Raw genomic sequence first — 20967 nt, 5'->3', positions numbered from 1 at the left:
CACGTTCGCAAGCGCACGCGTCACTTTGCCGCCAGTTGCGTGTCATGGCGGGTGGGACAATTTCACTACCAAAAAAATCGCGTGCACAACATGCTGAATCCCTCTGCTGTGACCCGTTCCCCGACCCGCTCCGCCGGCACCGCCGGGCGCCGTAACCGCGAGACTGTGGCGTCACGCGCAACCGCGCGTACGGCCGCACGCTGTTCCAGTTGCTCGATGCGTCAGATCTGCATGCCGCAAGGGCTGTCGGCACAGGAGATGCCGAAGCTCGAAACGCTGATCTGCTCGGCGCGCTCGGTGCCGCGCGGCGAAGCGTTGTATCGCAGCGGCGACCCCTTCGACAGTATCTATGCGCTGCGTTCCGGCTCGATGAAAACCGTGATGATCCACCGCGACGGCCGCGAGCAGGTCACCGGTTTGCGTCTCGCCGGCGAGCCGCTCGGGCTCGACGGCATCAGCGCGGACGTGCACGCGTGCAGCGCCGTCGCACTGGAAGACAGCACGGTCTGCATCGTCCCCTATAGTGCGTTGAAGGTGCTGTGCCGCGAAATCAGCTCAATGCAGGAGCGCATGCACAAGCTGCTGGGCGCGCAGATCGTCAACGAGGCCGCGCAGTTGATGGTGCTCGGCTCGCTGTCCGCCGACGAGCGCGTCGCCGCCTTCCTGCTCGACGTATCGCAACGCAATGCGCAGCGCGGCTACTCGTGGTCGGAATTCAACCTGCGCATGACGCGCGAGGACATGGGCAGCTACCTCGGCATGACGCTCGAAACGGTCAGCCGGACCCTGTCAAGATTTCAAAAGCGTGGCCTGATCGACACACAGGGCAAGCACATCCGGATCGTCGATCTCGAAGGGTTGCGGCAGGTCTGAGCGGCCAGGCCGGCTGAACGGGACGCGCAGTTCGCCTTGGCACGCCGCCTGCGAGCGGGTAAAGTTTTCAGACCGTCCCCCCACAGCAACCGTGTTGCATGGAGACCCGGCGAAATGAATCGCGATCCTGCCCCGCATCACCCGCTAGTGCAACGCCTGAACGACGCACGTCAAGTCACCGACGCCCTGTTTGCGATCGTCAAACCCGACTACCTCTATGAACGGCCGATCCGCGAGCGTCACCGCGTCGTGTTCTACATCGGCCATCTCGAAGCGTTCGATCGCAATCTGCTCGACCAGCGTCTGTTCGAACTTCCGGCTTTCGCGCCGGAACTCGACCACTTGTTCGCCTTCGGTATCGATCCGGTAGACGGCGGCTTTCCTACTGATCAACCCGGCGATTGGCCGTCGCTCGACACGGTGCGCGAGTATGCAACGCGCGCGCGCGGTCAGATCGACGCCGCGCTCGACGAACTCGGCAATCTGGCGCACGACGAGGCGGCCGTGCAGTTGTTGAATGTCGCGATCGAGCATCGGTTGATGCATGCGGAAACGCTCGCGTACATGCTGCATCAGTTGCCGCTCGCTCAGAAGAACACCGCCTTGCGCGAGCCCGTGGTGACGCGCACGGAACGGCGCGACGCGTTGTCGTCGATGGTCCGCGTGCCGGCGGGCACGACCGTGCTCGGCATGCCGCGCGAAGCCGGCCGTTTCGGCTGGGACAACGAATTCGGTGAGATGGGCGTGGATGTGCCTGCGTTCGAGATCGACCGATACATGGTCACGAATGGTGCGTTCCTCGAGTTCCTCGAAAGCGGCGGTTATCGCGAGCCGAAGTGGTGGTCGGAGAAGGACTGGGCGTGGAAGGAAGCGGAGCATATCGCGCATCCCGCCGGCTGGTCACAGCGCCCGGCGAAAGACGGCGACGCCGCATGGATGCTGCGCACGATGTTCGACGACGTGCCCCTGCCGCTCGATTGGCCTGTCTACGTGAGCCACGCCGAAGCGAGCGCCTACTCGCGCTGGGCCGGCAAAGCCTTGCCGACGGAAGCGCAATGGCAACGTGCGGCGCAGGGTGCGCCGCATGCGGCTTCGGGCAACTTCGATTTCCGTAGCTGGGACCCGCGGCCCGTCGATGCGCATCCCGACAACGTCAGCGCATTCGGCGCGGAAGGCCAATTCGGCAATGGCTGGGAATGGACATCGACGCTATTCGAAGCGTTGCCGGGCTTCGAAGCGTTTCCGTTTTATCCCGGCTATTCGGCCAACTTCTTCGATGGGCAGCATTACGTGTTGAAGGGCGGCTCGGCGCGTACCGCGCTGTGCATGCTGCGGCCGGAGTTTCGCAACTGGTTTCAGCCGCATTATCAGTATGTGTATGCGGGGTTTCGGTGTGTGCGGGATAGGGAAAGTTGAAGCAAAAGATGAGTCGCAAGATCTGGCAAGACGGGGCGCCTTCATATAAGAACCCATATTTTTGAGGTCGGCACGCGAGTTGACATGTCTTAAGACGGTCGAACTACTGGCGTGCGACGCCAGCGCTTGCCAGGCCGCACTGCGGCGGCATGTCCCCCTTATATGCCCGTGGGCAAACCCGCCTCGGTTTGGCGCTGCAACAGTTGAATCTGCTTTTGCAGTGCGCGCAACGCCGCCTGAGCCTTGTCTTTTTCGGTGCGCAGCGCGACTGCTTCAGCCTGCATCAGCCGCTGACGGTCATTGACCTGAGCCTGCTGCGTGCGACCAATCTCGAGATCAGCCTGCAGGTGTCTCGCGCGATCAGCCTGCGAGGCAATCACGCGATCCAGAAACACGTTCTGAGCCTGCAACTGCGTACGATGGACTTCGATGTCCGCCAGTTGTGACGTCTGCTGAACGAACCCTGCATAGATTGCTTCCGCCCGTGTGTCATCCTGTGTCTTGATCACGCGCCAGATATGACGATCCTGAAACAACGCTACGTAGTACGTCATTTCGTCGGGATGGAAAAAGAGACTCGCGCCAAAGCTCCCGTTGTAAGTAGTACGCAGTTCTACCAGCTTCGAGTCGTGAATCATCTGGATCAGTTCGGCGATGTGGCCCTGCGCCTCACGGCTGGCAGCGGTGTCCGACGCAGCCTGCGACGTTGATGCAGCGGGCTCCGCGGTCATGGCATTCATCGCAGGCCGTTTGCCGACGACCGGCACCTCGCGCTCTTGAGCGAGCGCCGGCACGCCGTGCAGCGACGCGCCCATCACTGCGAGCAAGATCGCGCACCGTAGAGATAAGAGATACTTCATCGTCAATGCTCCAGGCGAATGAAACCCGGTGTACTTGGATATCATCGAACTATTGTGTGGGACTCGTACACATCACTAACCCAATGACCGATGGCTACTGGGTGAACTTTTCAGGCAGTTCGGTGATACGACGCTGCTGCATTTTGTCCATCCATCCGGTGTCGTCCGCTCGGACTGTTCCTGGCGAGAACGGTCTGCTCTCACTCGGGAGGAGTCGCGCCCACGTTTTGACGGATGCGTAGTCATCTTCCACGGCCCACTTCGTCGCGGACGGTGAAAAATGCCCTGCTGCTGCCTTCGTCGCGGGACGACCTTTCGTCTCCGCCGGGGCAACAATCCGGCGGCCGCGGACGACGTTACCTGGACGAACCGTGACGCCGCCCATGTGCCGAGATACCGGTTTGCCGACGGATTTTGCGGGTGTACTTGCGGATTCGCCCTCGTCGCTCCGCGAAGGTGTTCCTGAGTTTGCTTTTACCGGTGTCGACATCTCTACCGGCATTGAACGTGGCGACGGCGGTACCGCCAGAGGAACGGTGGCGTCAACGCTTGCAATGGTCTGCATTGGACGATCGGGCACCGTCTTCGACATCGTCCAGGCCAGGAGCGCGACACTACCCGCCGAAATTGCGCTTCCTGCAAACAGATGGTGTCTTGCTACACGGGCACGCGCGGGTGACCTCGCGACCCATTCTGACGCTGCTTTCCGTGCATTTTCCGCTGGCGCAGCGGGAACTTCAGGCGCATCAGTATCAGCATCAGCATGAATCGGCACGCCCAATTCGGTGCGCGGCCGGTCCCATTGGCACATCGATCGTATTGCGGCAGCACTCAGACAGAACGTTCGCGAGAATGCTGCGTAAAACGCCTGGAGCTCAGAACGCAGGCTAAAGCGTGGAGGCAGAGGTGTCCATTCACGTCCAAACGAAGCCGGCAGACTATCGAATGGGCGCAACCTTGGCAATGCCATCACGCCCTCGATTGCGGTAAGGGGGGTCATCAACATCGAGTTTCTCGCAACGCCTTGTGGCAAAAATACATGAGCGCACGACGGCGTATCGAGACCGTGTCTCGAAAGACCCGCACACTAATGTGATCTGATGTGCCTCACGATGCGTGCCATATCGTGTAGTTCAAATGGTGCAATAGTAAGAATGCGTCGACGGCTATTCCATGTGTTCAGGCCTAGCGTTAGTTAGTGAAAACTACCACCGCCGGTGGCATACATCCGCTGCCAACGAGATTCTCGCGCCGCACTGAAGATACATATTAGTGTCGTTAAAGCCGTCAAAAGATCCGACTTTTCCCAAAACGAACGACAGAGATGCACCCGCCTTTAGTGCGGCATCCTACAGATCATCCATCTCGAACCGCCACGCATTGGCAAGTTCCCTCCCCGTCAACGAATTGGTCGGAGCTATCCTGAATCCGCGCGCACCTGTGCGCTCTGCGCCGTTGGTCCACGCAAGCATGAAGCGATGACATCCACGAGGATTCTACGGAGTCGGCTTCACCACAAAATTAGGCATCTTCTCAAAGGTTATTAAATCGCGTTTCAAGCAGGGCCATGTCCAAATCGAGACGGCGGCACGACAGTGAGCTGCCATGTCACGAAGAAGTGGGCGGCTTCGAGTTGTCCCTGCTTTTCTCTTAGCTCGGCGACATAGGCTGTGAGGAAAATGAAATCGTCGATCGCAGCCTCATTCGCCTCGATAGCCATCACCGTGACGAGCGCGACGAACCACTCACCGCTTTTCCTCCTCCCAGTACTCTCGACGCGCAGATGTTCCGCACCGTCCGCGTTAAGGACCGGGGACACTCCGCTGCGTTTCCAACTGATTCGCCCTGGCCAATTCGACCCTCGCGTGTTACCCGATCAGCGCCTCGGGCCCGCGATCGGGACAAATCCGTGCGGCCGTTGCAGCGGCGTGCATCAGTCGCGGCCAATGGCGATTCTGATCATTATCGAGGCGGCATTTCCGATATTCCGAAATACCCGCGCTACAAAATTGATGAATGTCATTTTTGTGGCAGGTGTTTTCATCAGGGCCACGGAAACCAACCCCGCGTGGCACGACCTGAGAAATCGGAATTTTCTACCTTATATTCAAACAGTTAGAGTCGACTGCATAGATTCAGAACGGCCATTTTGATTGCGCAGACAGTGATCCGCCAGGTTGCGCGACTTCCCGCTGTCCATTCCGCTATCATTTCGCAAGCTTGCGCGGCATTTGCCGTTATCTCGTGTATCGTCTTTAACCTTTTCCGTTGTGCCGTGGACGCGCTCTGAAGTCAGCGATGAAAGTCGATCTAGCCACCCTTTACCTTCTTGTGATCGGAACCTTATTTGCCAGTTCCGCCATGACGTATTGGGAACACCTGTCCCATCCAAAGCGCGGCAAGGAATTGCGAATGCTGGCGGCCGGATATGCCACCCTGGGAATCGGTTGCGCGGCGGCTGCATTTCGGGTTGACCTGCTGGGCGCCGCTGGCCCCGCGGTCAGTAATCTCGTGATTCTCGGCGGCTACCTGCTCGTCCTGCATGGTGTGGCCATGTTCAACGGCCGGCGCTATCTCGCAAGCTCGATCGGGTTGCTCGTGCTGATGGGGCTCACGTGGGCGATAGCCGGCACGCGTTGGCAAGCTGCCGTGTGGCTTTATGTCAGCGCCATCCCGATCGCGCTGGCATCCGCCATGACATCGCTCGAACTGATACGAGGCGAGGGGATGCCGGCGGTTCAATCCCGACGTGTCGCGGCCGCGGTAACGGGCATTCACGCGCTGTTTTACGCCGTCCGGGCTTTCGTCCTGCCATGGCTGGTGCCGATCTTCGGGCCGCGCGCACTGTCTGTTTCCAGCGAAATCACGATGTACGAAGGGGTTCTCTACTCGGTCATCATGCCGATGACCTTACTGCGGCTCACCCGCGAAGAAATTCATGGTGAGCTTTTGCAGGAGTCGCGCACGGATTATCTGACTCGCCTGGGCAATCGAAAGCTGTTTTTCGAAGAGGGGGAGCGGGTGATCGGCGAGCACGGCATACATCGACGACCGCTCACCCTGCTTGCGTTCGACCTCGATCACTTCAAGAGAATCAACGACCGCTATGGGCACAAGACCGGCGACGAGGTTTTGAGGTCGTTCGCGCAAACGGTTCGACTCGTGACGGGTCCCGATGCGATTCTTGCGCGCATCGGTGGTGAAGAATTTGCCGCCCTGCTGCCGGGCCACGACAGCCACAGCGCGAAAAAGGTAGGCGAGACCGTTGCCGACCAGTTTGCCACGCTGTCCCACAGCGCCGAGGGTGACCGGATTCGCGCCACCGTCAGCATTGGGCTCGCCGAGGCGAGTCGCGAAACGGCGTCGCTTACCGACCTGCTCTCGGCGGCCGACCAGGCGTTATATCGAGCCAAGTCGCTAGGCGGTAATCGGCTTGAACAGTCGCCGGCGGCTGCGCTCTCCACCGCCGCCTGTTCTCCGGGCGGAAATCAGATTTAACGGCTCAGGGATTGGGCACGTAGGCACGACACATGGATGCTCACGAACCTGTCACACGATCGACCCGGCCAGCGACCCGCCCGGTGTTGGTCTGGGACGCGCCGGTGCGACTGTTTCACTGGCTGGTGGTGGTGCTGGTCACCGCGGCTTATGTCACCCTGAAGCTGAACTGGATCGACTGGCACGTGCGGATCGGCGAGACGCTGCTTGCGTTGCTGATTGCCCGGTTGTTATGGGGCTGCTTCGGCAGTGAGACCGCGCGCTTTCGCAGTTTCGTGGCGTCACCCGCGGCGGCGCTTCGTCATTTGCGGCACCTGTTTCGTCGCGAGCCGGATGTGCAGGTCGGGCACAATGCGGCCGGCGGCTGGATGGTTTTGTTGCTGCTCGCATTGCTGCTCGCCGAGACGCTGAGCGGGCTCTACGTCAACAACGACATCGCCGACGAAGGCCCGTTGAGCGAACTGGTGCCCGCCTGGCTCGCCAACGCGATCTCCGCGCTGCACGGTCTCGTCTGGTACGTGCTGCTCGCCGCGGTGGCGCTGCACGTGCTCGTGATCGCACTCTACGCGCTAGCCAAAGGACACAACCTGCTGCGTCCGATGCTGACCGGCTACAAACGGCTGCCCTCGTCCGTCGGCGCGCCGCGGCAGGCGCCAGCGTGGCTGGCGCTGCTGCCACTCGGCATCGGCGCTGCCGTGGTGATGCTGCTCGCGGCTTATCTCTGAGCTTGCCGCGGCCCTGATGGCGGGCCGCGACTGCCGTGCCTGCTTCAGTTGCCCTTCGGCGGCATCACCTGGCCGCGAATTTCGCCGCTCGGATTGTTCTTGGTGTGAACGTTGATGTACATGTCACCCGCTTCGAACATCTTGGCGTCGTCCGGGGATAGCGTGGCCTGACCGCTGATCGGGCTCGTCACCTCCATGTTGCCTTTCTGCGTGATCCAGACCTTCGGGCTGGCGTTTTTACCGGCCGCAGCGGGCCCGTGGAAATGCGCCATCGTGGCCGGACTCGTCAATCCGCTGAAGCTGATGTTCCAGGTTACGACTCGCGTGCTGGCGTCGTACGTCAGCTTGGCGTTGCCGCTGCCTGGCGTCTGCACCGGCGGGACCTGTTGGGCGCCCGTCAACGGCACCTCGAACGAGACCGGCGCCGCTTGAGCGAAGCTCAGCGTACCCGCCAGGGCCAAACCACCGAATACCATGAAAGCGCGCTGCGAGATTGATCGTGACATCTGGTTTTCTCCTGTTGGGTTTGCCCTTGTTGGGCGGGCGATTATCGAACAGTGCAGAAGACCTCGTCGGCCTTGTTGGCAGCCAAAGAAGTGAATCAAGGATAGACGCAAGCCGCCTGCAACGCGAAAGTTGTTGTTATTTGACCTTCGGATTGCACTGGCGCAGAAATTTCTTCCGGTACGATATGCGCTTTGAACGAAGGCAGCCCAAGTAGCCGCGCCACCTCGGGTTGCGTCGGGCGCCTTCATGGATTACACCCTTCGTCCCGCTGCCATGTCCATTCCGACCGCGCTGATCGGCATTGCGATTCTGTCCTGCCTGATGAGCGTCGCCGTTCTCGGCTCGCTGTTTCGCGCACAGGTCCCCGGGATACGTCATTGGTGTGTGGCGAGCGGCCTGCTGGCGGTCACGGCCGCGTTGCTCCTGTTACCCAGGCGGGATATCGTCGTACTAGGCGCGAGCATCTTGCTGGTCGTGGGCGCCTTCCTCGCGCTTCAGGGCTTCCGGCGATTCTTCGACCTGCGGTCATCGGCGGCCTGGGAGTACGGCGCGCTCGGTGCGATCCTGGCCGGACTCGTCTATTGGATCTACGTATCGCCTGACGTCGATGCCCGGGTTGCGATGGTCTCGGGATTTCTCGGCTATGTGCGGTTTGCGATCGCCTGGGTCGTGCAACGGTACCGACCGGCGGGCAGACCCAAATATAGCTACCACTTCGTGTCGATCTCCGCGGTCCTGGGTGGGGTAGTCCACGCTGCCCGTTGCGCCGTATACGGATTCGGTCTGGCGCACGCCACGACCTTTCTGGAGGAGACGCCGTTAAACATCGCGTTTCTCGGCATGGCCACACTGACTGCGCCTTGTCTCGCGGTTGGCATGGTCATGCTGGCGCACGACCGGCTGGCCGAGCGGATGGAACGCCTCGCGACCATCGACGATCTGACGGGCGTGTTCGGACGGCGCGCATTCATCGCCCGAGCCGAGGCGCTGTTCGAGTTGGCCAAGGCTGCGAGGTCGAAGCTGTCCATCGCCATTCTGGACATCGATAACTTCAAGGGCATCAACGACAGATACGGGCACGCAGCCGGCGACCAGGCCCTGGCGCACGTTGCTTTGACGATTTCGCGCGAAATACGGCAAACCGACGTCCTTGGCCGCATCGGCGGTGAGGAGTTCGCGCTGTTGCTGCCCATGACCGGAAAAGAAGAGGCCGCCCGCCTTACGAACCGGTTGCGCGCGATCGTCGCGGCGTCCGTTTCGCGGGTTCCGGCCGGTGAGGTCGCCTGCACACTCAGCGCGGGTGTCGAGGAATTCGGCGCTGGCGATACCGTCGCCCTGGTGATGGCGAGAGCCGACACGGCGCTCTATGCCGCAAAAGCCAACGGCAGAAACTGCGTAATGCTAGCCGGGCTCTCGCAGCCTTCCGATGACGTCGTGGCCAGTGTTCCGGATTAGGGAAGGCTCCGCGTAGCGGCGGACTGCTGCAATCGATCTGCCAACTAAAAAACCGGCATGCGGTTGCCCGCATACCGGTTCCTGGTCGGCCCCGCTCGCGTCACCGCGACCAGGGCCACCACGTGATCCGCGCTTTATTTGCGCTTCATTTGCGCTTTACTTGCGCTTCAACTGCGAAATATCGCGCACCGCGCCGCGATCGGCCGAAGTCGCGAGCGCCGCATACGCCTGCAATGCCTGCGACACCACACGCTCGCGATCGATCGGCTGCCATGCGTTCTCGCCGCGCGCTTCCATCGCCGCGCGACGGCGCGCGAGTTCTTCATTCGACACCGCGAGATGCATCTTGCGCTGCGGAATGTCGATTTCGATCACGTCGCCGTCTTCGACCAGACCGATCGTGCCGCCTTCAGCCGCTTCTGGCGAAGCATGGCCAATCACGAGGCCCGACGAGCCGCCCGAGAAACGGCCATCGGTAAACAGCGCGCAGCTCTTGCCAAGGCCCTTCGACTTCAGATACGACGTCGGGTACAGCATTTCCTGCATGCCCGGACCGCCCTTCGGACCTTCGTAACGGATCACCACGACATCGCCCGGCACGACCTTGTCGCCGAGGATTGCGTCGACCGCGTCGTCCTGGCTTTCGAACACGCGCGCGCGGCCCGAGAACAGCCACTGCGATTCGTCGACACCGGCGGTCTTGACGATGCAGCCCTTCTCCGCGAGGTTGCCATAAAGCACCGCGAGGCCGCCGTCCTTCGAATACGCGTTCTCTTTGCTACGGATGCAGCCGCTCTTGCGGTCGCTGTCGAGCGTCGCGTAGATCGCTTCCTGGCTGAACGCGACGGTGGTCGGAATGCCGCCCGGCGCCGCGCGGAAGAACTTCTGCGCTTCCTCGCCCGCGCCGCCCGCGATGTCCCATTTGGCGATCGCGTTGCCGAGCGTGCCGCTATGCACGTTGCCGCACGACAGATCGAGCAGATCCGCGCGCGCGAGCTCGCCGAGAATACCGATGATGCCGCCCGCGCGATGCACGTCCTCGATGTGGTACTTGTCGGTCATGGGCGCGGCCTTGCACAGGCACGGCACCTTGCGCGAAATGCGGTCGATGTCCGACATCGTGAAATCGACGCCCGCTTCCTGCGCGGCGGCCAGCAGGTGCAGCACGGTGTTGGTCGAGCCGCCCATCGCGACGTCGAGCGTCATCGCGTTTTCGAACGCCTGCTTCGTGGCGATGCTGCGCGGCAGGACCGAGCTGTCTTCTTCCTGATAGTAGCGACGGCACAGCTCGACGACGAGGCTGCCGGCCTGCTCGAACAGGCCCTTGCGCCATGCGTGCGTCGCGACGATCGTGCCGTTGCCCGGCAGCGCGAGGCCGATCGCCTCGGTCAGGCAGTTCATCGAGTTCGCGGTGAACATGCCCGAGCACGAACCGCAGGTCGGGCACGCGTTGCGCTCGACCTCGGCGACTTCGGCGTCGCTGATCTTCGGATCGGCGGCCTTGATCATCGCGTCGATCAGGTCGATCTTCGCGATCACCTGGCCGTCGGTCGGCGACTTGACCTTGCCCGCTTCCATCGGACCGCCCGACACGAACACGACCGGAATGTTCAGGCGCATCGCGGCCATCAGCATGCCCGGGGTGATCTTGTCGCAGTTGGAGATGCAAACCATCGCGTCCGCGCAATGCGCGTTGACCATGTACTCGACCGAATCCGCGATCAGCTCGCGCGACGGCAGCGAATACAGCATGCCGCCGTGGCCCATCGCGATGCCGTCGTCGACGGCGATCGTGTTGAATTCCTTCGCCACGCCGCCGGCCGCTTCGATCTGCTTCGCGACCAGCGCGCCCAGGTCGCGCAGATGCACGTGGCCCGGCACGAACTGAGTGAACGAGTTCACGACCGCGATGATCGGCTTGCCGAAATCGTCGTCCTTCATGCCGGTCGCGCGCCACAGCGCGCGGGCGCCGGCCATGTTGCGGCCATGAGTCGAAGTGCGTGAGCGATAGTTAGGCATCTGTATCCTCAGGTATTGCTGTTATCGGTTTTGATGAGCGCCCGCGAAGGCGTGGGGATCGCGTTGGTGCGCGGACTTCGCGCTGGGAACGAATAGTGCAAGAACGTCACTAAGACGTCCAATATATTTTTTCGGTTCAATTAGGTCGAAAAAGATATTAATCGAGGCCGCGATTGCTCAGCCCAATTGCGCCAATGCCGTCATCAGCACGCCGTCCGCGCGCGCGAGATCGTCGAGCACCGAAAAGTGCGTGCAGCCCGGCACGTGCACTAGCGCGACCTTCTGCCCCGCCGCCTCGCATGCCGCCGCATATTCGTCCGACTGCCGCACCAGTTCAGGCAGTTCCGCGGCGCCGACCGCGACCACGGCCGGCACGCCGGGGCCGACGTGGTGGATCGGACTGTAGGCTGCGATTTCCTGCTCGCTCAGTCGTAGCTTGTCGTTGAGCCAGGACAGGCTGATCGGCTCGAGATCGACCAGCGCGCTGATCGGCAGCGCGTTCGTGACGAGCGGATGCGCGCGATGCAGCGCCGTCAGATGACCGCCGGCCGAGTGGCCGCTCAGGCACACCGGCTGCCCCGCGGTGCCGAGCCCATCCGGGTCCGCTTGCAGATGATCGAGCAGGCGCGTGATTTCGCCGACGATCTGCGTCATCGATGCGTCGGGCGCCAGCGTGTATTCGGCCAGCACGACGTTGAAGCCGTTGGCGAGCGGCCCAGCGGCAATGAACGCGAAGTCTTCCTTCGTGCAGTTCTGCCAGTAGCCGCCATGAATGAAGATGAAAGTCGGCGCACCGGCTTTGCCGCACGACAACCAGTCGAAACGCTCGCGCGGACGCTCGCCGTAACCCAGATCGCGCCGCCCCGGCACGCGCTCATACAGCTTCGCGCTGCGCTGCTGGAAGTCCCTCAGGACTTCCGGAAAGTTCGGGATGGCCTGCGTGTTGTTGTAGGCCTTGTCGAGCGTGGGCCGATCCATGCCGCGATAGAGGGTCGCCATAGTCTTGTCTCTCCGTGCTCAGTCGTCGATGGTGCGCGTGATTGTCGGCGATTCGCGGAGCCGCGTCGAACGTCTGGTTTCCTTGACATCGCCCACGCTGAAAACGAATAATGCAGCGTTCGTTTAACGAAGCAGTGTTCACCGTAAGAACATTGAAAAGGAAACAGCGGTCTTTTTCCAGCGCAACTACGGCTTCGAGGCCAATCGCTCCGAAGCCTGGTCCCACGCTCCGGGATTCGCGCTAATCTGTCTCCTGTCACCAAGCTCAGGCAAGGCAAGCTTGCCGCCGATACGCGCCAGCCCCCACGCCGGTGCGCCGTACCCGCCCGCTCCGCCCTGCGCGTAGCCGGGCACTACACAGAGTCATCCCATGAAGCGAGACACTTCCCCCAATGCCGCCGACCGGCCTGCCGCTTCGCGCGGCATCGTCGAAGGTCTGGTGTATGTTTTCGAGCAGGTCATGCCCGACCCGTTCGTCCTGTCGATCTGCCTGACGTTCTTCGTCGCCGTGCTGGCGATGCTGATCGCGCCGACCGGCACCCTGCCGACGCTGCTCGATTCCTGGTACACCGGCACGTTCGGCATCCTGGGCTTCGCGCTGCAGATGATCCTGATCCTCGCGACCGGCTACGCGATCGCGGAAGCGCCGATCGTGCAACGCGGACTGCGCGCGCTCGCCTCGCATGCGAACTCGCCGACGCGCGCCGCACTGCTCGTGTTTCCGGTCGTCGCGGTTGCCGCGTGGCTGAACTGGGGGCTCGGGCTGATCGTCGGCGCATTGCTGTCGCGCGAAATCGCGCGGCGCGTCGATGTCGATTTCGCGTGGCTCGTCGCGGGCAGCTATTCGGCCTGGTCGATCTGCAACAGCGGGTTGTCGAGTTCGATCGCGCTTTCCCAGGCATCGCACGGCAACGCGCTGAATCTCGTCGAGAAAGCGACCGGCCAGGTGGTGCCGCTCAGCGAAACCATCTTCGCGCCGTTCGTGTTCATTCCGACCGTGCTGGTCGTCGTCGTGATGACCGCGATCTTCATCAAGATGCATCCCAAGGCGGACAGGGTCATCGCGTTTCGCCAGAGCGGCGAGGAAGCCGCCGACGCGCCGAGCGACGACCCGCACGCCCGCGCAAGCAGCGCCACCTCGCTCGCGGCGCGCCTCGAACAGTCGATGCTCGGCACGCTGTTCCTGCTCGCGCTCGGCATCGGCTATCTGGCGATCACCTGGCACAAGGAAGGTTTCGATCTCGACATCAACAACACGATCCTGATCTTCCTGATGATCGGTCTCGCGTTGCAACGCACGCCGATCGCGTACGCGAACTCGATCCGCCGCGCCGCGCGTCAGACCGGCTCGATGCTGCTGCAATATCCGATGTACGGCGGGATCATGGGCATCATGAAGGGCACGGGTCTCGCGTCGATGATCGCGAAGGCGTTCGTGACGATCGCCTCGCCGGTCACGCTGCCGCTGTGGAGCTTTCTGAGCTCGCTGATCATCACGCTGCTGGTGCCGAGCGCCGGCGGTCACTGGGCGGTGCAGGGTCCGTTCGTGCTGCCCGCGGCGCTCAGTCTGCATGCCTCGGTACCGCGCACCGCGATGGGCGTCGCGATGGCCGAGAACGTATCGAACATGCTGCAGCCGTTCTGGGCCGTGCCGATCGTCGCGATCGCGGGTATCCGGATTCAGCGCGTCATGGGCTATACGGCGGTGACGTTTGCGGTGTCGCTGGTGATTTACGCGGCGGCGTTGTGGCTCGTGCCGTAATTGCAACGGCCTGAGTCGAACGAGGCCATGACCATCAAAGAAAAGGGCCGATGAAGCAATGCTTCATCGGCCCTTCTGCTTTTTACCGCGGGTACCGCTCTTACATCTTCACGACGTCGAGCAGCGTCTTCTTGCCGTCCTTGTAGTCGTACAGCGAGATCACGCCGTGCTGAAGGTCACCCTTCGCGTCGAACGTCGTTTCGCCGGTCACGCCCTTGTAGTCGGTGCCCGAGACCTTCGCGAGAACCTTCGCCGGGTCGGTCGAGTTCGCGCGCTTCATCGCGTCGACGACGATATACACCGCGTCGTACGTGAACGGTGCGTCGAATTCGATCGCATGGCCAAAGCGCTTCGCGTACTTCGCCGCGAATTCCGCGCCGCCGTTCATGCGCTCGACCGCCATACCGGCTTGCGAGCACACCACGTTGCCTGCCGCCGGACCAGCGAGGTCCGCGAGGCTTTCGGTGCACACGCCGTCGCCCGACAGCATCTTCGCGCGCAAGCCCAGTTGACGCGCCTGCTTCGCGAACGGACCGCCGGTCGCGTCCATGCCGCCGTACATGATCGCGTCGGGGTTCTCACCCTTGATCTTCGTCAGGATCGCGCGGAAGTCGACGGCCTTGTCGTTGGTCGCGTCGTGCGACACGACCTTCAGGCCGAGCGACTTCGCGGTCTTTTCGAATTCGTTCGCGAGACCCTGGCCATAGGCGGTCGAATCATCGACCACCGCGACGGTCTTCACGTTCAGATTCTTCGCGGCGAAGGCGGCGAGCGCCGGGCCTTGCTGCGCATCGGTCGCGACGACACGGTAGGTCGTCTTGAAGCCCTGTTGCGTGTACGCCGGGTTCGTCGACGACGGCGAAATCTGCACGATGCCCGCATCGCTATAGATCTTCGACGCCGGAATCGACGCGCCCGAGTTCAGGTGGCCGACCACCGCGACGACCTTGTCGTCGACGAGCTTCTGCGCGACCTGGGTCGCCTGGCGCGGGTCGCCCGCATCATCCTGCGCGTCAAGAACGAGCGTGATCTTCTGACCGTTGATCGTCAGGCCCTTCGCGTTGATTTCCTCGATCGCGAGGCGCGCGCCGTTTTCATTGTCCTTGCCGAGGTGGGCGGAGCCGCCCGTCAACGGACCCACGTGACCGATCTTGACGACCTGATCCGCGTTCGCCGTACCGGCGATGCCTGCAAATGCGACGACTGCCGCGCTAATCGGCAGCAGTTTCTGAAGCTTGAACGACATACAACACATCTCCTCTTCACTTACCTTGCCAACCGGATGGTTGGGGATTCCTGTCACTGCTGAAACATTGCCATTTATCCATTGCGGATGAATTGAAATACGGCCCGTCCGGCAATTCGCCTCGTCCGCTATTTTTGGTGCAGCACGATAACGCAAAATCGCCGCCAGCGACAGATTTCCGCGCAAGCGGGATTCGACTCACATCCATTAACCGTTGCTTCGCCGCTTTATTCAGCCGGGTTTTGCGCATTTCACGCATTCATGAAAATGTCAGCAAAATTCACGAAATGCCCGGCTATTGGTTCAATGTGGAAGGATTTCGCGGTCGAATCGGGGCGCAAGCAAGACGGACGCTACGGCAATCAAGGCTTGAAATCGGCCAGCATCACGCCCGCGCGGATATGCCCAAGGGCGGCCGCCACATAGTCGACGACCGGCGCTGGGGGATGGTCCGGTTTCGCCCACACGAAGCCCGAGCACTTGTGCGGCTCCATGTTCGCGAGTTCGCCTTGCCATGAACGGCACGCGAGAAAGAAACTGATGCGATTGGTATCCGAGTCGCGTCGCATGACGAGCTTGAATTCGAGCGCTTCAGGCGCGATCGTCACGCCCGCTTCCTCTTTCGATTCGCGAATCGCGCACTCCACGATCGATTCACCCGGTTCGAGATGGCCGGCAATCAATGCGTACTGGCCGTCCCTGAAACCGGTATTCGCGCGCTGGATGAACAGGCACTCGTTCTGCCCGTTCAGAAACAGCACGTTCACGTCGACGACGCTTTGCATTCGGCTCATGTTTTTGCAGGCGTCGTGACGGACTAGGCGCGCTGCGCGGTCAGCAGCTTGATGCCGAGCGCGACGAAGACGAGCCCGCTGCCACGCTTGAGCGCCGCGATCCAACGACTGGCGCCGACGCGCTGATGGATACCGCGCACGCCGAGCGAATAAACGGTGTGCACGAGCGCGACGGTAACCGCAATCGTCAGATACATCACGATGAACTGCTCCGGCAAGCCGCGCTCGTGATCGATGAATTGCGGCATGAATGCGGACAGAAAGATCATCGTCTTCGGATTGCTGCCCGACACCAGCAAGGCTTCGCGGAATACTTTCCTGCGGTCGAACGCATAGGCGGGCGATGCGGCGGACGCGGGCTGCGCGGTTTGGCTTGCCTGCGTCTTGCGGGCGCTGCGCAACTGCCGGATGCCGAGGTACATCAGATAGGCCGCACCGAGCACTTTCATGGCGACGAAGAGCGGCGGCAAGGCTACCAGCACCGCGCCGACGCCGAGCGCCACCAGCGCGACGACGATGCCTTGCGCGAGCAGATTACCGGCGACGCTCGCCGCCGCGCCGCGGCTTCCGTAGCGGACCGAATTGCGGATCACCAGCAGAACGTTCGGTCCCGGCGAAATGGTGGTGAGCAGATAGGCAGCGGCGAAAAGCAACCAGGTATGAAAGGACATGGCAGGCCCAGCGGTTCGTTGTTGTGAATGTATTCCGACACAGCGAACATGATGCCACGGAAAAAATCGCTACGACTTTTGCCAGACGCTAACGCACCACCTGACACAAAAACTGCTTCAAACGCGCGCTTTGCGGCTGATCGAACACCTCCCGCGGCGTGCCGGTTTCGATGATCTCGCCGCGATCCATAAACACCACCCGATCGGCGACCTGGCGCGCGAAGCCCATTTCATGCGTCACGCAGATCATCGTCATGCCGGAGTCGGCGAGGCCGATCATCGTTTCGAGCACTTCCTTGATCATCTCGGGATCGAGCGCGGACGTGGGTTCGTCGAACAGCATGATCTGCGGCTCCATGCACAGCGCGCGCGCAATCGCGACGCGCTGCTGCTGGCCGCCCGACAGTTGCGTCGGATACTTGTGCACCTGCTCGGGAATCCGCACGCGTTCGATATAGTGCATCGCGAGCGCCTGGGCGTCGCTTTTGCTCATGCGCCGCACGTGCGTGGATGCGAGCATGCAGTTTTCGAGCACGGTCAGATGCGGAAACAGGTTGAACGACTGAAACACCATGCCCACCTTGCGACGGATCGCGTGCAAGGTACGCACGTGGTCGGTGACTTCGACGTCGTCGACGAGGATGCGCCCCTGCTGATGCCGTTCGAGCCGGTTGATGCAGCGGATCAGCGTCGACTTGCCCGATCCCGATGGACCGAGAATCACGACCCGCTCGCCCGGCGCGACGTTCATGCTGACGTCGCGCAGCACGTGGATCGAGCCGTACCATTTGTTCACGCGCTCCAGCGTGACGGCCGGCCGGGTCGCCGCGCACGCCGGCCGATCGATGTTCAACGTGGCTTCCATCGTGATCTTCCCATGACTGTCCGCGACCGCGGTCATCGCGCGGACTTCCTGAAGCGGCGTTCGATGCGCGACTGAATCACTTCGAGCACCATCGACATCAGCCAGTAAATCACCGACGCGCTGATCAGCATCTCCATGTGGCGAAATTCGCGCTGCCCTTCGGTGGTCGCGACGTAGGTCAGCTCCCACACGCCGACGACGGACACTAGCGAACTATCCTTCAGCATCGCGATGAACTGGTTGCCGGTCGGCGGAATGATCACGCGCAACGCCTGCGGCAGAATCACGAGCCGCATCATCATGCTGTGGCTGAGACCGAGCGCGCGCGCCGCATCCCATTGTCCTTTTGGAATGCTTTGAATGCCGGCGCGAAAGATCTCGGTCATATACGCGCCATAGCACAGCGACAAAGCCGCCACGCCGGCAGGAATGGGATTGACGATATAGCCAAGCTGCGGCAAGCCCAGATACAGAATGAAGATCTGCATCAGCAACGGCAAACCACGAAACAGCGACGTATAAAACGTCGCGATCCCGATCGCGATGCCGTTCGACGACAGCTTCGCCAATGCTCCGATCAGCGCGAGCACGAACGCGAGAGCGATCGAAATCGCCGAGATATAGAGCGTGGTGGTAGCCCCTTGCAGCACCAGATAACCGATCTTGCGCTCGATGAATTCGAAGCTCAGATTGAAGGTCGAGAAGAACAGCACCACCAGCAACGCGAGCTCGCACCACACGACGATGATCTGCCAACGCAACGATAGCCGCAGCAGCAGATAGCCATTGGCGACCAGCGCCGCAATCGCGACCGCGCCGCCCAGCAGCTTTTGCAGCAGAGTCGCGTCGATGCCTAGCGCGGGCACGCCGTGGTTGATGCCGGCGATCCAGTCCGGCGCGTGCTGCACCGCGAAGTATCCGCCGATCAGCAACGCGCCGAGCAGGACGAGAATCGGGCCCGGATTGCGTTTATCGACGCCGTCAGCATCTTCTGCAAACATGTGTTCCTCCGTAGATCGGCCGCGCACGACGAACGCCAGGCGGTTTTACGCCGCGCGCTCGCGCATGAAATCCATCAGCTGGTAGTACCAGTAGGTCAGTTGAACGGCCGCCGTGCCCGCCGGGCCACCGTTCCATTCGAGGCCGAACGGCGCGAACAGACGATAGCGGTCGGTTTCGTTCGTGATGCCTTGCGCGATCAGCCGGCCGCCGACCGCCGTCGTGTTCATGCCGTGGCCGCCGAAGCCCATGCAGTACCAGACGCCCGTATGGAGCCGACCGATCAGCGGCATCAGGTGTCTTGCATACGACATGCGCCCGGACCACGAGAGATCCACTTTCAGCGCGGAGAGCTGCGGATAGGTATCGACCATGCGCCTGCGCAGCAGCTCGGCAAGCCGGTCCGGCTCGGACTTGCGCGTCGTGATCATGCCGCCCCACAGAATCCGCTCGCCGTCGTCGACGAGGCGGTAATAGTCACTCGCGCGGCGGCTGTCGCCGACCGAGGCGCGTGTGCGGATCGCGGTCCCGATCAGGTCCGGGGCGGGCTCGGTGACGAGCATGTAGGTCGAGATCGGCAGATAGCTGCGCGCGAGTTGCGGCACCACGTTGCCCGTATAGCCGCCGCACGTAAACACCACGTCGCGCGCCGCCACCGTGCCGCGAGAGGTCTTCAGCCGCTTCACCGCCGACGAGCAATCGAGCGACAAGACTTCGGAATCCTCGAAAACCTGCCCGCCCAGACGCTCGACTTCCGCAACCAGAGCACGCGCGTAATTCAATGGGTGGAAATGGAAGCCACGTTCGTTATAGAGCGCATGACGATACTTGTCCGACACGAGCCACTCGCGAATCTCCTCGTGCGTCTTGAATCTGACGTCGTACTGAAACTCGTTGGCAAGCCACGCCTGTTGCGCCTGCATGTCGACCGTGTTCTCGTGACGCGATACGCGCAGCACGCCGGGCACCGGATGCGCTTCCTCGATACCGACTTGGCGGATATTGTCCGCGACGATATCGACACCCTCGATCGACATACGGTAGATCGACTTCGCGTCTTCAACGCCGACGCGTTGCGCGATCCGTTCGAAGCTCGTCGAATAGCCGGGGCTCACCACGCCGCCGTTGCGGCCCGACGCGCCCCACGACACCCGCTGCGCTTCGAGAAGAATCACCGAGCGGCCCCGGCGCAGCAATTCGAGCGCCGTCGTGATGCCGGCCATGCCTGCGCCGACCACGCAGACATCGGCTTGCAGCGAACCCGTCAATGCTGCGCGTGGCTCGACCGTGCGCAGTGTGCGGGTGTAATACGTATCGAGGTAGGAAGCCATCGCTGGATGCGTACCGTCTTGTTGTTGGTGGCTGTTCGTGGTTGCGGCGCACTGGGCGCGGCAGGCGCGGCGGCGGCATGAAGCGCCGCGCCCTGGAATCGCGCTTACTTCGTATAGTCGTTGCCGAACCACTTCATACTGAGTTTGGTCAGCGTCCCGTCCTGCTTCATCTGCGCGACGATGTCGCCGACCTTCTTGTCCCAGTCCGGGTCCCCCTTGTCGGCGACGATCGCGAGCGGCTCGCGGAACGCATAATCGCCCGGAACGATCTTCACCGGATAGCCGTTCTTGATTGCGTTCAACGCGGTCTGCACCGGCGTTACGATGCCGTCGACACGCTTGCCGTCACCCAGACGCAGATCGTCGTAGGGCAGCATCGAATCCGCGTAGGTCTTGATTTCCTTCGGCGGCTGCGTCATGTACTGGAACGCCGGCACGTCCGGGCCCGCGATATTGAGGCGGTTGCGCACATAGTCTTCCGACGTGGTGCCCGCCTCGACGCCGATCACCTTGCCGTTCAGATCGGCGCGCGTCTTCGCCCTCGAGTCCTTGTTCACGACGAATACATACGGGCTGTAGTAGTACACCGCGGGGAAATCGAGCAACTCGGCGCGCGACTTGGTCGGCGTAACGGAAAGCACCGACAGATCCCAGCGGCCGTGCCAGTGACCGCCGGTCATCAGGCTGAACTGCGGCGTATCGAACGCGACCTTCACGCCGAGGCGACGTGCGATTTCTTTCGCGACGTCGATGTCGAAGCCATCGAATTCGTGCTTATCGTTCAGGAACGCTTGCGGCGGCCACTTGCCGCTCGTCGCGACCATCATCGTGCCGTTTTTCATCACGCGGTCGAGCGTGGCGCCCGCGTGAGCGCCGAAGGCGGTCAAAGCGATGCCGGCGCCGAGAGTGAAACCGAGCAGGCGGTTCAGAATGGACTTGGCCATGGT

The 20967-nt window shown here is 62.0% G+C and carries 18 protein-coding genes; 6 read left to right on the top strand and 12 right to left on the bottom strand.

Translation table 11 applies throughout. The annotated features are described in order from the left end of the window. Positions 1-90 precede the first annotated feature (90 nt). Both CI15_RS22590 and CI15_RS22585 read left to right on the top strand, forming a co-directional pair. On the top strand, positions 91-873 hold the full coding sequence (locus CI15_RS22590; protein WP_420915871.1) for a helix-turn-helix domain-containing protein: 783 nt from the start codon (positions 91-93) through the stop codon (positions 871-873). A 114-nt stretch (positions 874-987) separates the two neighbouring features. After that, complete coding sequence (locus CI15_RS22585) at positions 988-2289, top strand: SUMF1/EgtB/PvdO family nonheme iron enzyme (RefSeq protein WP_062131312.1); 1302 nt, start codon at positions 988-990, stop codon at positions 2287-2289. A 158-nt stretch (positions 2290-2447) separates the two neighbouring features. On the opposite strand, the gene CI15_RS22580 is transcribed toward CI15_RS22585, so the two are convergent. After that, entirely contained in the window at positions 2448-3149 is a 702-nt protein-coding gene (locus CI15_RS22580) for a DUF2968 domain-containing protein (RefSeq protein WP_062131309.1), read from the bottom strand. 1555 nt (positions 3150-4704) lie between these two features. Beyond that, positions 4705-4968 carry a hypothetical protein gene (locus CI15_RS22575; protein ID WP_062131306.1) on the bottom strand — a complete coding sequence of 88 codons (264 nt, stop codon included), beginning with the start codon at positions 4966-4968 and terminating at the stop codon, positions 4705-4707. Positions 4969-5447: 479 nt separating this feature from the next. On the opposite strand from CI15_RS22575, the gene CI15_RS22570 reads away from it, so the two are divergent. Next, positions 5448-6647 (top strand): GGDEF domain-containing protein, encoded by a 1200-nt coding sequence (locus CI15_RS22570; RefSeq protein WP_062131303.1) that lies wholly within the window; start codon positions 5448-5450, stop codon positions 6645-6647. A 32-nt stretch (positions 6648-6679) separates the two neighbouring features. Beyond that, a complete protein-coding gene (locus CI15_RS22565) occupies positions 6680-7372 on the top strand; it encodes a cytochrome b/b6 domain-containing protein (RefSeq protein ID WP_062131300.1) in 693 nt (230 codons plus the stop codon). Between the two features lie 44 nt (positions 7373-7416). On the opposite strand, the gene CI15_RS22560 is transcribed toward CI15_RS22565, so the two are convergent. Further along, positions 7417-7878, bottom strand: coding sequence for a CHRD domain-containing protein (locus tag CI15_RS22560; protein WP_062131297.1), 462 nt, complete (start codon positions 7876-7878; stop codon positions 7417-7419). A 247-nt stretch (positions 7879-8125) separates the two neighbouring features. On the opposite strand from CI15_RS22560, the gene CI15_RS22555 reads away from it, so the two are divergent. Continuing rightward, a complete protein-coding gene (locus CI15_RS22555) occupies positions 8126-9334 on the top strand; it encodes a GGDEF domain-containing protein (protein ID WP_062131294.1) in 1209 nt (402 codons plus the stop codon). Positions 9335-9490: 156 nt separating this feature from the next. Here CI15_RS22555 and ilvD read toward each other — a convergent pair whose 3' ends face one another. After that, positions 9491-11353, bottom strand: coding sequence for a dihydroxy-acid dehydratase (gene ilvD / locus CI15_RS22550; RefSeq protein WP_062131292.1), 1863 nt, complete (start codon positions 11351-11353; stop codon positions 9491-9493). 177 nt (positions 11354-11530) lie between these two features. Further along, positions 11531-12352: an alpha/beta hydrolase gene (locus tag CI15_RS22545; RefSeq protein ID WP_062131289.1), complete on the bottom strand. Its 822-nt coding sequence runs from the start codon at positions 12350-12352 to the stop codon at positions 11531-11533. A 370-nt stretch (positions 12353-12722) separates the two neighbouring features. Here CI15_RS22545 and CI15_RS22540 point away from each other — a divergent pair, with 370 nt between their 5' ends. Then, positions 12723-14114, top strand: coding sequence for a short-chain fatty acid transporter (locus CI15_RS22540; protein WP_062131286.1), 1392 nt, complete (start codon positions 12723-12725; stop codon positions 14112-14114). Positions 14115-14214: 100 nt separating this feature from the next. On the opposite strand, the gene CI15_RS22535 is transcribed toward CI15_RS22540, so the two are convergent. The 7 genes from CI15_RS22535 to CI15_RS22505 all read right to left on the bottom strand — a co-directional run bounded on the left by CI15_RS22535 (position 14215) and on the right by CI15_RS22505 (position 20964). Further along, positions 14215-15360: a branched-chain amino acid ABC transporter substrate-binding protein gene (locus CI15_RS22535; RefSeq protein WP_062131283.1), complete on the bottom strand. Its 1146-nt coding sequence runs from the start codon at positions 15358-15360 to the stop codon at positions 14215-14217. Between the two features lie 362 nt (positions 15361-15722). Further along, positions 15723-16154 carry an NUDIX hydrolase gene (locus CI15_RS22530; RefSeq protein WP_062131280.1) on the bottom strand — a complete coding sequence of 144 codons (432 nt, stop codon included), beginning with the start codon at positions 16152-16154 and terminating at the stop codon, positions 15723-15725. Between the two features lie 23 nt (positions 16155-16177). Next, a complete protein-coding gene (locus tag CI15_RS22525) occupies positions 16178-16825 on the bottom strand; it encodes a LysE family translocator (RefSeq protein ID WP_062131277.1) in 648 nt (215 codons plus the stop codon). 88 nt (positions 16826-16913) lie between these two features. Continuing rightward, positions 16914-17690 (bottom strand): amino acid ABC transporter ATP-binding protein, encoded by a 777-nt coding sequence (locus tag CI15_RS22520; RefSeq protein ID WP_062131664.1) that lies wholly within the window; start codon positions 17688-17690, stop codon positions 16914-16916. A 32-nt stretch (positions 17691-17722) separates the two neighbouring features. Next, a complete protein-coding gene (locus tag CI15_RS22515) occupies positions 17723-18691 on the bottom strand; it encodes an amino acid ABC transporter permease (protein WP_062131273.1) in 969 nt (322 codons plus the stop codon). Positions 18692-18736: 45 nt separating this feature from the next. After that, on the bottom strand, positions 18737-20020 hold the full coding sequence (locus CI15_RS22510) for an NAD(P)/FAD-dependent oxidoreductase (protein WP_062131270.1): 1284 nt from the start codon (positions 20018-20020) through the stop codon (positions 18737-18739). A gap of 104 nt (positions 20021-20124) precedes the next feature. After that, positions 20125-20964, bottom strand: a complete 840-nt coding sequence (locus CI15_RS22505; RefSeq protein ID WP_062131267.1) for a transporter substrate-binding domain-containing protein — start codon at positions 20962-20964, stop codon at positions 20125-20127. Between the last annotated feature and the right edge of the window lie 3 nt (positions 20965-20967).

Origin of the sequence: Paraburkholderia monticola, from assembly GCF_001580545.1 — a bacterium.
GTDB classification, from domain to species: Bacteria; Pseudomonadota; Gammaproteobacteria; order Burkholderiales; family Burkholderiaceae; genus Paraburkholderia; species Paraburkholderia monticola.
This window is presented reverse-complemented; position numbering and strand designations above follow the sequence as displayed.